Origin of the sequence: Pedobacter sp. 22226, from assembly GCF_052045455.1 — a bacterium.
GTDB classification, from domain to species: domain Bacteria; phylum Bacteroidota; class Bacteroidia; order Sphingobacteriales; family Sphingobacteriaceae; genus Pedobacter; species Pedobacter jeongneungensis.
Genome location: NZ_JBQEPB010000001.1, coordinates 292,943 through 305,742, shown reverse-complemented (window position 1 = coordinate 305,742; position 12,800 = coordinate 292,943). Strand labels below are relative to the sequence as shown.

14 protein-coding genes are annotated in these 12,800 nt (G+C 37.8%); 2 read left to right on the top strand and 12 right to left on the bottom strand.

From position 1 onward, the window contains the following. Positions 1 to 94: 94 nt before the first annotated feature. The 7 genes from yidD to ACTJKC_RS01265 form a co-directional block, all read right to left on the bottom strand. Positions 95 to 325 carry a membrane protein insertion efficiency factor YidD gene (gene yidD, locus ACTJKC_RS01295; RefSeq protein ID WP_440789569.1) on the bottom strand — a complete coding sequence of 77 codons (231 nt, stop codon included), beginning with the start codon at positions 323 to 325 and terminating at the stop codon, positions 95 to 97. Further along, positions 309 to 707, bottom strand: a complete 399-nt coding sequence (locus ACTJKC_RS01290) for a ribonuclease P protein component (RefSeq protein WP_440789567.1) — start codon at positions 705 to 707, stop codon at positions 309 to 311. Before ACTJKC_RS01290 ends, yidD begins: the two co-directional genes overlap by 17 nt. 67 nt (positions 708 to 774) lie before the next feature. After that, complete coding sequence (rpmH, locus tag ACTJKC_RS01285; RefSeq protein WP_010601723.1) at positions 775 to 933, bottom strand: 50S ribosomal protein L34; 159 nt, start codon at positions 931 to 933, stop codon at positions 775 to 777. 432 nt (positions 934 to 1,365) lie between these two features. After that, the gene (locus ACTJKC_RS01280; RefSeq protein WP_187590856.1) at positions 1,366 to 2,100 is read right to left on the bottom strand and encodes a LytR/AlgR family response regulator transcription factor; all 735 of its coding nucleotides are present in this window, start codon (positions 2,098 to 2,100) and stop codon (positions 1,366 to 1,368) included. Next, positions 2,078 to 3,139: a sensor histidine kinase gene (locus ACTJKC_RS01275; protein WP_440789564.1), complete on the bottom strand. Its 1,062-nt coding sequence runs from the start codon at positions 3,137 to 3,139 to the stop codon at positions 2,078 to 2,080. Before ACTJKC_RS01275 ends, ACTJKC_RS01280 begins: the two co-directional genes overlap by 23 nt. Next, positions 3,129 to 3,476: a DUF4288 domain-containing protein gene (locus ACTJKC_RS01270; RefSeq protein WP_440789562.1), complete on the bottom strand. Its 348-nt coding sequence runs from the start codon at positions 3,474 to 3,476 to the stop codon at positions 3,129 to 3,131. The genes ACTJKC_RS01275 and ACTJKC_RS01270 overlap by 11 nt, the downstream gene beginning before the upstream one ends. A 22-nt stretch (positions 3,477 to 3,498) precedes the next feature. Next, a complete protein-coding gene (locus ACTJKC_RS01265; RefSeq protein WP_440789560.1) occupies positions 3,499 to 4,260 on the bottom strand; it encodes a LiaF transmembrane domain-containing protein in 762 nt (253 codons plus the stop codon). Between the two features lie 131 nt (positions 4,261 to 4,391). Between ACTJKC_RS01265 and ACTJKC_RS01260 the strand changes: the two genes are divergently transcribed. Continuing rightward, the gene (locus ACTJKC_RS01260) at positions 4,392 to 5,264 is read left to right on the top strand and encodes a ChaN family lipoprotein (protein ID WP_440789559.1); all 873 of its coding nucleotides are present in this window, start codon (positions 4,392 to 4,394) and stop codon (positions 5,262 to 5,264) included. 42 nt (positions 5,265 to 5,306) lie between these two features. Here ACTJKC_RS01260 and mscL read toward each other — a convergent pair whose 3' ends face one another. Further along, complete coding sequence (mscL, locus tag ACTJKC_RS01255) at positions 5,307 to 5,696, bottom strand: large-conductance mechanosensitive channel protein MscL (protein ID WP_440789557.1); 390 nt, start codon at positions 5,694 to 5,696, stop codon at positions 5,307 to 5,309. Positions 5,697 to 5,863: 167 nt separating this feature from the next. Between mscL and rpoN the strand changes: the two genes are divergently transcribed. Further along, positions 5,864 to 7,336 carry an RNA polymerase factor sigma-54 gene (gene rpoN, locus ACTJKC_RS01250; protein WP_344850936.1) on the top strand — a complete coding sequence of 491 codons (1,473 nt, stop codon included), beginning with the start codon at positions 5,864 to 5,866 and terminating at the stop codon, positions 7,334 to 7,336. Between the two features lie 104 nt (positions 7,337 to 7,440). Here the strand turns inward: rpoN and ACTJKC_RS01245 are convergent, their stop codons facing one another. From ACTJKC_RS01245 to ACTJKC_RS01230, 4 genes are all read right to left on the bottom strand, one after another. Then, a complete protein-coding gene (locus ACTJKC_RS01245) occupies positions 7,441 to 8,451 on the bottom strand; it encodes a PorP/SprF family type IX secretion system membrane protein (RefSeq protein WP_440789554.1) in 1,011 nt (336 codons plus the stop codon). A gap of 1 nt (position 8,452) precedes the next feature. Continuing rightward, on the bottom strand, positions 8,453 to 11,998 hold the full coding sequence (locus ACTJKC_RS01240) for a PKD domain-containing protein (RefSeq protein WP_440789552.1): 3,546 nt from the start codon (positions 11,996 to 11,998) through the stop codon (positions 8,453 to 8,455). A 226-nt stretch (positions 11,999 to 12,224) separates the two neighbouring features. After that, entirely contained in the window at positions 12,225 to 12,437 is a 213-nt protein-coding gene (locus ACTJKC_RS01235) for a hypothetical protein (protein WP_344850933.1), read from the bottom strand. Between the two features lie 56 nt (positions 12,438 to 12,493). Beyond that, on the bottom strand, positions 12,494 to 12,634 hold the full coding sequence (locus ACTJKC_RS01230; protein WP_084153034.1) for a Sec-independent protein translocase subunit TatA/TatB: 141 nt from the start codon (positions 12,632 to 12,634) through the stop codon (positions 12,494 to 12,496). Between the last annotated feature and the right edge of the window lie 166 nt (positions 12,635 to 12,800).

Below are 12,800 nucleotides of genomic sequence, written 5' to 3'. Positions count from 1 at the left end.
TGCAATGAAGGACCTTTTAAGTAGATTTCTCCATTTCGCTATGCTACAGTCGAAATGACGATCGAGAGTGAATAAACTAATGACCAATAAACCACTATGGAACCGGATCGTGCCCGTGCGCACCCCAGGGATGACACCTGCCAATACGTTTTAGCGCCAGCCAGCCTCCTTTAAATGGTCCGTGCTTTTTAATGGCATCTATACCATATTGGGAACAAGTTGGAGTAAAGCGGCAATTTGCGCCGAGCATAGGCGAAATGGCGTATTGATAAATTTTAATCAAGCCTAAAAAAAACCAGCCGAAAATTTTATTGATCAACTTCATTGGGCTGAATTAAATTTTGGAAACGCTTAAAGGTAGCGATCAGTTTTTTCTCAATAAAGGCAAATTCATATTTATCCTTACCCACAAACTGGATGGAAAACAAAAGCAATCCCTTGTTGGATGGCAATGGAAGATATAATTTATCCTGTTTATTTAAGCGGTAAGCTTCGCGGATGCGGCGTTTAAGCAGATTGCGGTCGACTGCCCGTTTGTAACGCTTTTTAGGTACATTGATTACCACCTGTGCCTGTACGTCAGCTGGTTGGTCGACAAAAAGGTAAGAAACCCGGAATGGGTATAATAAAAAAGAAGAACCGTTTTTAAACAACAGGTCTAAATGTTTCCTGCTGCATAACCGTTCTTCTTTCCTGAATGTGTACATATATTTTTGATTGATAACTGCAGATTTTGATCTGCCAATTCCGGGTTAGCGGAAAAGCAATCAAAAATTATGCTTTATGCTTGCGTTCGTCAGAAACTGTTAATCTTTTTCTTCCTTTAGCACGACGTGATGCTAATACTCGTCTGCCGTTAGCTGTTGCCATTCTTTCGCGGAAGCCGTGTTTGTTTCTTCTCTTTCTTTGCGAAGGTTGGTATGTTCTTTTCATGACTGTATATTATCTATTGTAAAATTAAGAGGTGCAAATATAAAGTGATTTCTCTACAAATGCAAGAGTGATTAATTATTATTTTTTCTATTTAATGCAAATGTAAAAAATCTTTTGAAAAACCGGGGCTCATGCTGCTATTTTAAATGATTGCTCGCTTTATTTATTTCATTAAACGTTCCTACGGAACGAAAAAATGCACACTGCATATTTTTCTACCTATGATTCGTTCCTATGGAACGAAATAAGGAAATCGTGAAGATATCCCCCTGTTATTAGCATCAGGCGTTAGCAGGGAACAGGCCAATAATAAAAGCAGAGGCCGCCGCAAAATAAACCTGATTGTAGTGATCCCGATTCTTCATCGGGAGTAACGGAAAGCAGGGCTGACAATAACCTGAGCAGCTGATTGCTTTCCAAATAAAAATCAGTTTATAATCCCAGCGCTGCTTTCAGTTTTACATAACCTGTTTTGCTTACCGGCAACCAGATATCTGATTTTAACAGCACCACGTAACTATCTTTTTCTTTCAATTCTATTTTAGTTACCTGTGCAAGGTTAATGATATAAGAGCGGTGTATGCGGATAAACTGACCTGCATCAAGCGTTTGCTCAAAATAGGCCATGGTTTTATTTTTGTAGAACGAACCGTCAACCGTACTTAATTTCACATAATCATCATCTGCTTCCAGGTAATTGATATCGGCCACAGGGATAATTTTAATTACACCGTCTTTCTTAACCACTACCCTATTGTTCTGCGCCGGGCTTAGGGCCGCTGCATCCAAAACGGCTTCGGTATTTTCTGTCTGGTTTAATTTGTTTGGCAGCTTTTTAATGGCGGCATCGAAACGTGATTTATCAATCGGTTTAAGCAGGTAATCGACGGCATTTACCTCGAATGCTTTAATGGCAAATTCATCAAAAGCGGTGGTAAAAATAACGGCAGGTTTATCTTCTACGAGTTCGAGCATTTCGAAACCACTGATTTTAGGCATCTGGATATCCAGAAAAATCAAATCGGGTTTATGTAGGGTAATTGCTTTTAAGCCTTCAAATCCATCACCACACTCTGCCACAATCTCTATTTCTGCATGATCTGAAAGGTAATATTTTACAATATCTCTTGCTAAAGGCTCATCGTCAATTAGTATTGTTCTGATCATTTTTTTGGGGAATTTTTAGGGTGGTAATATATAAATTATTTGCTTCAATATCGGTTTGTAATAAATGGGTATTTGCAAATAACAGATATAACCTGCGTTTAATGGCGCTTAAACCAAAGCCGGTTCCGCCGGCAGCTTTCATCTCCGGATCGAAGGGGTTTTGTACGCGCAACTGTAAAATATTGTATTCTACAGTAACATCAATTTTGATGGTAATGCCTGCAGAAGTATTGTAAAGTCCGAATTTTATGGCATTTTCTACAATCGGCTGTAATAAAGTTCCTGGCAAACAAAGGTTTAAAGTATCTTCGGCAACGTTTACTTCAATATTTAACCTGTGGCTAAACCTTACCTTTTCAATATCGAGGTACAGCTGGATGTATTCCATTTCTTCTTCAACTGAAACCCATAATTCATCATCGCGCTTTAAAGTTCCGCGGAGGAAAGAAGCCAGTTTGGTAATCATCACTCCTGCTTCCTTTGGATTAACCATGGTAAGGGCAAATACCGAATTTAAGCTATTAAAAAGAAAGTGAGGTTGTAACTGGTGCCTTAATTTATTCAGTTCGGCTTCTTTGGCCAGGCTTTTGGCTGCAGAAAGCCTTTCGTGCGTTTCCGACTGTTCTTCAAGCCTATACCATAAAATATTGGCCAGTGCGCACCAGGCCAGGCACATAAAAGAAATTAATCCGCGGAAAGCAAAAGAAAAATTATAAAAATCTTTGTACTCTTTATAATCGGCAAAAATATAGAGCATTGAATATTTAGCCACATAAATAATTACAAATGTAAGGGCAAGGGTAATAATAAGTACATAAAGGATCCGTTCGTTTTTAGGCTGGTAATAACCCAGCATATTGCTGATCCCGATACAGGCCAATGCCAGTAAAAAGTTATTGATCAGACTATCTGTCACAGCTATCCACCATGAAAAATTCACCACATAATGCAATCCAACACCACACAATACGGTCCAAACTATTGCCAGTGCAAGCGATGTTTTTTGTATCTGCGGAACGGATAAAGGTCTAGTTGTCAAAACGGTTTTGATTAGTTAATGATTTATTGCGGTGGCGGAGTTTTTCGAGGTATTTATCAACCGACTTCGGCTCAACAATCTTCGAACTTACTTCAACACCATCGGCAGGTTCTTCTACTGCCAATATTCCTCCCACTCCTATAAATTTCCATACTACTTTATCGCCAGTACAATTATTAAAAGGCGGATTAAAATGTACGGCATTCAATTTTGCCTTATCTAAGGCCTGGGCAATGCCTTCGGCCTGTATTAAACGCGTTTGCTCATTAAACTGAGGCGTATGCTTTCCTTCACCACAAATTACCTGATAGATACAATTTACTGCAAACCATTTCATAGGCGATGTTTTTATTATATGTTTAGAAACTCTTTATCTCGATCCCACCAAATAATGCTGTACCGTCTAAAATCAGTGTTTTCGTCATTTCCGATACGGGCATTAAATGAGATCTTTTATCTTCTACACTGCCAAATAATGCGGTAACGTTCGATTTTATGGCCCAGTTCTGCGGAACAATCAGTTTAATTCCTCCAAAAACAGCAGTAACGTCAAGCGATACTGTTTCTGGAAAATCGGCCTGCGTCATCACGATATCTGCACCACCAAAAATTGCCATAATATCACCCCCCTTAAAGTTTTTAGAATAAACGGTTTGTGTACTTCCGCCAAAAATCGCTGTTACATCAATAATATCGTTAGTATTTGCCGTATGATCATCAGCTGTCCCTTCGAAATCAAATTTAGCTTTTTTCCGGTCTTTACGCCTCTTGCCAAATAAGTCAGAATCTTTTGGCCTGAAAATCAAAAACCCACCTATAATCACCAAACCAAAACCTAAAGCATATTTGGAAGGATCAAAATCCAGATTCATGTTATCCAAAGTATTATAAACACCGATCAAAATCAGGATTAACCAGGCTATACCTTTAAAGTTACGACGAACGCCGATAAATACACCAAGTAAGATTAAAAAATTAGACCAGCTTAATATCCACCCGGGGATATCTAAATGCAGGTTATTTAACAAAAGTGCGATCCCGATGATTGCTATGATGAAACCACTTAAAGCCCTCCCGGAGTTTTTAGTGTTGTTATTATCGTTATGATTGAGGTTATCCATGTGTGTAATATTTAATAATCCAAAAGTATTGATAAGTGTTTATGCATTATATATACCCGGTGCAGGAATCAGGTAAAAGACGGTAAATGGCGTTATTTTATCGGTGAAAATTATTTTCTTATTTTGAGCGCATGAAATTTTTTCTATTAATGTTGGGCTTATGCATTTCTACGGCAGTATGTGCGCAGGAAATTAGCAGCCATTATAAAATATTTGATGTAAAAAAACAAAAAACTATTACAATTGATGATATCGTTTCGGATATGATGGCCAATGATGTACTATTTTTTGGCGAAGACCATAATGATTCCATCGGGCATTACGTGGAGGCCGAAATTTTTAAAAAACTAGGCGCAGCATATTCTCAGAAAATAGCTTTATCCTTAGAAATGTTCCATACCGATGTGCAGCCGGAAGTAGATGAATATTTAGCCGGACTGATTTCGGAAAAGAACTTTATTAAAGAAGGAAGAGCCTGGGGAAATTACAAAGATTATAAACCTTTAATAGAATATGCCAAACAGCACCAATTAAAAGTGATTGCGGCCAATGCGGCTACCAGATATAGCAATGCGGTTACCATGGGCGGGTTAAAAGCGCTGGAAAACTTCCCAAAAGCATCATTCAACTTTTTGCCACCGCTACCTGTTGATACGGCTAAAGGCAGGTATTACGAAAAATTTACAGAAACTTTAGGTGGGCACAACATGGGATCGATGAAAATTTACCAGACTCAGAATTTATGGGATGCCACCATGGCCTGGTCGATAAGTAAATTTATCAAAGCAAATAAAGGGACAAAGGTTTTACAGCTGAACGGACGTTTCCATAGCGACGAGAAACTGGGCACTTTGGCCAAACTGGCGCAAGCTAACCCAAAATTAAAAATCCTGAATATTTCATCATTTTCTGACGAAAGTTTTTCAAAACCCGATTGGGAGAAATTTAAAAACCTGGGCGATTATATCATCATTACCGATCCAGCGGTAAAAAGAAGTTACTAAACAAAAGCTCCGCAGTTGGGATCATTCTGCGGAGCTTTTTGATTATGCTTTTGCTTTTAATAAATCTCTGATTTCGGTTAAAAGCAGTTCTTCTTTAGTAGGTACAGGTGCTGCTGCCGGGGCTGCAACTTCTTTCTTTTTCAGGTTATTTGCACCTTTAATAATTAAGAAAAGAACCAATGCAACTATGATAAATGAAATTACCTGCGAAAGGAAATTACCATATTTAATGGCCGTGCCTGCAATGGTAAGTTTACTAAGGTCTTCTAACCCTGCAGCCTTTAATGCTGGTCCTAAAACCGCTGGAGTAATAATATCTTCAACCAGTGAGCTTACAATCTTCCCGAAAGCTGCTCCAATAATTACACCGACAGCTAAATCGAGCACATTTCCTTTAACTGCAAAATCTTTAAATTCCTTTACAAATCCCATATTTTTTAATTTTAGTTTATTTATTCACTAAAATAGCAAACATTAAATTCAATCCAAATGTTTAGCTGATAATTTTAAAAAACCGGACATATCGATAGCATTTAGATCAATTGCAGAGAATATCTGAAATCTATTGTTTATTTTTGCCCCATTCTTTTATATTTAATATGCTAAAGCAACACCTACAACAAAAATTATTACAAAAGTTATCACCACAACAAATACAGTTTATCAAGCTGTTACAGGTGCCAACTGTTGCTTTAGATACACGGGTAAAAGAAGAACTTGAAGAAAATCCGGCGCTGGAAGATCCGAGTTTAATGACCCAGGACGAGCCTAAAAGCGAATACGATGATTTGAATGATGGTCCTGACGATTACGAACAGTCATCAGACGACACCAGTATGGATGAGTTTAATGTAGATGATTATCTGCAGGACGATTCTACCAACGATTATAGCACCAATTACAATAATGGAGATGACGATGAGGAGAAAAAAGAAACCCCAATCGCCATTGAAAGTACATTTTTCGAAAGTTTACAGGAACAATTAGACCTTATTCCCCTATCCGATCAGGATTTCATTATCGGTAAACAGATTATTGGCAGTTTGGATGATGATGGCTATTTGCGTCGTCCGTTAGGTTCTATGATCGATGATCTTGCTTTCTCTCAGAATGTAATGGTGGAGGAAGAAGATGTGCTGGAAATGTTAAAACTGATTCAAAGCTTTGATCCTCCGGGCATTGGTGCAAGGGATTTAAAAGAATGTTTGCTGATCCAGTTAAAAAGGAAAGATCCGGGTAATCCCATCATTATTAAAGCCATGAATGTGGTGGAAAACTACCTGGACGAATTTACGCGTAAACATTACGATAAATTAGAAAAAAGTTTAGGTTTAGATAGCGAAGAACTGAAAGAAGTAGTTAACGAAATTCTGCGTTTGAACCCGAAACCAGGCGATGCCAACCAGGTGACTACTAAACAGATGCAGATTATACCTGATTTTCACATCAGCAATAACGATGGCATACTGATTTTAACCTTAAACTCGAAAAATGCCCCTGAACTTAAAGTAAGCAGGTCTTATCAGGAAATGTTCGAGCATTATGATAAGGCTTCGTCAAAAGATAAAAAGCTGAAAGAAGCCGTTCAGTTTGTAAAACAGAAACTGGATTCGGCCCGCTGGTTTATTGATGCAATTAAACAAAGGCAGCAAACGTTGTTAAAAACGATGAATGCCATTATGCATTACCAGTACGAATATTTTTTAACAGCTGACGAGCGTAAAATGCGCCCAATGATTTTAAAAGATATTGCTGATAAAATCGATATGGATATTTCTACTGTATCGAGGGTGGCAAACTCTAAATATGTACAAACAGAATTTGGTACTTTCTTATTAAAATCCTTCTTCTCAGAAGCTATTCAAACCGAAAACGGTGAAGAAGTTTCGAATAAAGAAGTTAAAAAAATCTTGGAAGATTGCATTGGCAACGAAGATAAACGCAAACCTTTAGCTGATGAAAAGTTAACTGAAATCCTGAAAGAAAGAGGTTATAACATTGCCAGAAGAACGGTGGCCAAATACCGCGAGCAGATGAATATTCCTGTGGCAAGATTAAGAAAAGAACTGTAGATCAGTTCACAGTTAGAAGTTTACAGTTAAATACAATACAAAATTGCTAACTGAAAACGGTTAACCAAAAGATAGAACTGCCAGCTGAAAATTGCTAACTGAAATTACCACATTTTAATATATGATGGCACTTTATAAACGTTATTAAGCAATATACCCAACACAATTTCATGACTGCCATTGCTTACCTGATTTAACTGTGAGGTTGTAAAATCATATGAATAAGTCAGGTTTACCATTTTACCGATATTAAAACCAGCCATTGCTGCAAAAGAATCATCTTTACGGTAGCTTCCGCCCAGCCATATTTTATCTTTAAAAGCCAGTTTCATGTTTAAATCAAAGGAAACGGGAGCAGGAGATACATATTTTACCATTACTGATGGTATGGCCGAAATTTCATCATCTACGAAAAACTTATAGCCTGCAGTGGCAAAATAATGTGGTACTTCTTTACCTAAATTATAATTATTATCGCCCGTAAAACTTAATTTTTGTGGCAGAATCTGCTGTACCGATAAACCTGCAAACATCCTTGCGCCATATAACCATAAACCAATACTTAAATCAGGTTTTAGCTGGTTAATCAGTGCCCTGTTCATAATCGGATCAATCGGAGTATCAAAAGTAAGTGCATTTACATCTAACGAGATACTCGAAATTCCTGCCGCTACTCCAGCCGATAAATTAAAATTATTGCTTAACTGTAAATGGTAGGCATAAGTTACATTGGCATCCAATCGCTTTATAGGTCCCGTTTTATCCAATACTGCCGTTACCCCCATTCCGTGGTGCGATGGTGATGACATGTAATTTTGCATATAGTTCCTATCCATCGGATCGCCTGTTTGCTCTGGAAAAGAGGTTAATGCATTGCTCCACAACTGATTATCGCCTAACGCCCAGTTTGCAGATACAAAAGAAGTTTGAGGAGCATCGGTAATCCCCGACCATTGTTTGCGGTAACCGGCTTTAAAATCGAGGTAGTTTTCAATACCCGAAAGTGCTGGATTTAAAAGATACTGGTTAAAAATATATTGTGTGTATTGCGGTTTTTGCTGCGCAAAGCCGTTAAATGTTATAAAAAGTGCAAATATGGTAATGATCTTTTTCAATTTATCTGATTATAGTGAGAGGTCCTGTGATGGTTTTACGTCCGTTTTGTGGATTAATGATGTAATAGTACACCCCAACCGGTAGTGGTTCGTTCTGGTACGTTCCGTCGAACGGAATTTTATATCCTTTGCTTGAAAATACTTTAAGTCCATTTCTGTTGAAAATATCCACAGTAGCCTTAGGATATGATTCTAAATATTTGATAATCCAGGTATCGTTTACGTTGTCGCCATTTGGTGTAAAGGTATTTGGTGGATTTAACATCTGCAATACTTTCACTAAAACTTTAGAAGTAGCCGCACAACCATTGGGCTGCGTGGTTGCCGTTAAGGTATATTCTGTATCTTGTTCGGGTGAGGCGATTGGATTTAGCACATTGGTTTTATTTAATCCGGTTGCCGGCGACCATTCATATTTTAAATTGGTTCCTTCAGCAGTTGCCGGAATTTCGATTTCTCCTCCGGCCAGGATGTAAATTAATGAACCTGCATCAGCCACAGGAGATGCATACACTTGGATATTTTTGCTAATAGATGAAGAACAGCCATTAGCGCCTTTAAAAGTATAGGTGATAGTGTGTTCCCCAACCCCTGCAATTTTAGGGTTAAAGGTACCGTCGGCCTTCATGCCATCTCCGGCATATTCACCATCACCACCGTCTACTTCTTCTTCAGCTTTCTGCTTCGCCTGCGTAATAAGTACCGTTCCATCAGCTTCGCAAACAGCTGGCATATCATCAAATGTTAATTGCGGCTCTGGTTTTACAGTTACCCTTTCCGCATAATCTTTAAAGCAACTTTCACCTGAATAAGCCACGAGCCTGACATTAAAGCTTCGATCTGTAGCCCCTCCGAAAGTATTATATCCGATCTCTATATCGCTGTCATCAGGATAAGGAATGGTTTTATAAATAGAGGTTTCATTCTCTGTATCCCTGTAAATTTCAATTTTTGTAATCTTACCTGCAAAAGTTGTTGAAGCATTTTTTATGATAATCTTATCGCTTACACAAACATTATTTTTAATTACATTAAACTTAGCTTCTTTTACAGCCCCATTAACGGTAAATGTAAGTGTTTTTGACATTTCACAGCCATCGCCATTTTTAACAATTAAGGCCACGGCATAATCACCCGTAACAGCAGGTGAAAATGAACCATCAAAATCAGTTGAGGTTGCTACAGTATTATTATTAAAGGTAAAAGTCCACTGAGCGGTTAAATCAGTAACGCTGCCATCCGCATTTTTAGAAGTGTTTTTAAATTTGGCTACTCCGTCATCAAGGCAAAAATCCGGAAGAATAAAATCAGCTTGCTGAGGATTGATTACGCTTACCGTTTTAGATTTCACCTCGCTCACACAGCCTTTATCACTAACAGTGGTTAAAGTAATGGTATAAGAACCAGGGGCGCCATATTGATGAACAGGAATCTGATTGGTATCATCAACAGAACCATCGCCAAAATTCCAGGTCCACTTTACAATCGTTCCAGGATTTTCTATAGTTGATTTTTCAATTAATTTAATCGGTTTTCCGGTACATAATCCGCTTACCTCAAAATCGGATATAGGCTGAGGGTTAATCAGGATAGGGTATTCTTCTGATACATCCGAACATTTAGAATCGGTAGTAGCCGTTAAAATTACTTTAAACGATCCGGTTTTTTTAAAAATATGAACCGGGTTTTGTTCTGTTGAAGTTTCGCCATCACCAAAATCCCACAACCATTGTGTAATACTCCTTGAATCGGAATTGGATTTACTTTGATCGGTAAACTGGATCCCGCTGGCCTGACAACCTGTTTCAGGCACTACCGCAATAGCAGAAGGTTGATTATCAACCGTAAAATCGGCAGTTAATTCTTCAACATTACCACATTCATCCGCAGTGGGCTTGGTAGATATTACTTTAAACTGGTAATCTCCCGGCTGATCATATTTAATATCTTTAGGATATAAATAGGTATAATAAACAACCTCATTATTGGTAAATGTACCCTGAGCAGTTGGTGTTGCTTCGGTTATTACACCATCACCATTGTGTACATCCCAAACCAATTGAGTAGGCTGGTAAGGCAGGTTAATTTTCAGCTTAATAATTTCGCCTAAACAACCACTGGTTACATTTTTACCTGTAGCTTCATTTAATGGCTGAAAAGTGAAATTCTGAATGTTTGCACCGGCGAGGTAAGCATACGACTCAACAGAACCATAACCATAAGCAATGGCCGAAAAACCTCCTGCAGCAGATAAGCGGTGTTGTGCCTGCTGACTTAAGCTTACATCCACAATCGCATAACTATATTCGCCATTTATTGCAACAAAATTTGAAACAGGACTTCCGTCTAAACGAAATGAAGGGATATCAGCCGTTTTAATAATCACATTAATAAAAAACTTACCAATATTCGTAATCACATTATCCAATCTCGAATAAACAGTGATATTACTCAGGGTCTGCTCAACCGGGTTTAGTACCGTTATTTCAGGATCGCCAACATAGGGATCGTTTGCATTTGGAGTTGTCCGATTGTTTAAATTACACGTTTGAGAAGTTTGATACTGCGCTACCGAAATGGGTTTGCTGGCCGATATAACATTGGCCGAGGTGGAGAAAAAAGTAACGATCGAACCCTTTAGATATGGATTATTCAAAGTGGTACCATTAGCATTCGTAGTGCTGCCATTTACAGTTAAAACCGTATTATCTTCAGAAACGATTACCCTAAAAATATCAGTATTGCCATGTGTTGTATTGTAAAAAGGTGCCGTTACGAAGTTTTTCCCCCAGGCCGTAACCGGGAATAACTGTTGATAGAGGTTATCGCCACCACTCGGATTTCTGCTGCTTCCCTGCTCGCAAAATGATGCCCAGGTATTACCTGAATAAACCGCGATAGATTTACAACCCTTAGTAGATTTAATATGGCTGCCGGATAAGTCGTTTGTAGCCTGATATTGATAGATTTCTCCTTTATTTAATGTTTTTGTAAAGGTTTGATTGGCCTGATGAGTTGCATTGCCGCTAGTAGGCGTAATCTCTATTTCGGTATCATCATCTACAGCAATGATGGTAAATTCTGCATAATTCCCGTTAGTATTATTGCTTTGATAGCTATAAGTATAATATTCTTTACCTAAAGTATTGGTTGGAAGCACCATAGTGCCACCTGTACGGGCCTGATAGGCTATTACACTATATAAAGAAATTGGATTATCGCTTGTAGTTACATGAATAGCCTTATTACTTTCTATTACATCATTTGTACCAATATAAGCATCGCTGGCAGCAACATTCGGATCAATAATTATGGGCAAACAGGTATTGGCGGGAACTGTACCCGACGAGATTACATTATTACCCACAGCAACCTGGTATTTTGTAGCCCTGTCGGCAGATAAAAATAAGGTTAATCTTGTTTTCTTTCCATCAACATGTCCTGCATAAGTAACATAAAAATCCTTTCCCTTGTTAGAAGTATTCTGGGCAAAAGTTATAGATGTAAAAAGCAAAAATAACAAAACCAATAACCAATGCCTGTTCATTACTTATCAGCTTATTTTGAAAACGTTATACATGTTTATTTGATATAGATATGCAATATACTATTAATCAAATCACATGGAAAAAAATTAACATTTTTTAGGGAAGAAAATCACGTTTCGTGTAAAAAACCCCGGAAGCTGGTGTAAAATATTGAGGAGCTCAACATTACTCTTATTAAACAAGAGCCGTTAACAGTTAAAAATCAAGCCCTTACATAATAAATATTCAGTTGTTGCTTTCGTCAGACTGATCGCCGCTTCCGTATTTTTCAGAAAAATCTTTTGCTCTTTCGTCGGCAGTAATATTATTATGATCTTCAGGCTCCAGGTTTTCATCCAAACGATCATTCCAGTTGTTTAATCCTTTCTCAGGATTTTTCGTATTTTCTTCTGTGAAATCAGATTTCGATTTGGCCTGGTCTTGTTTTTGATTTTCCATTTGAGGTTATTTTGAATAAAAACAGCGCCGGTAAGCAAATGTTTTACAAATCTTATTTATTTAACTGGCGGTTCGTTTTTGGCATCTTTAAATTCCTTAACGCTCTTTCCTATCCCCCTCATTAACTCAGGTAGTTTTTTACCACCAAAAATCAACAGGATTACCACTCCGATCAAAATAATTTCTATTGCAGACATACTAATAAATTTTGTACAATATAGGTAGAATAGTTCATTGGTTTATTAGTCATTTGTTCATTGGTCATTGGGTTAATTGTTTAATGGTTGATTAGGTAGAATTGTTTAATTGCTGGATTGTTAAATTGTTAACTGCAAATTGCCAACTGTGAACTGATTATCATTA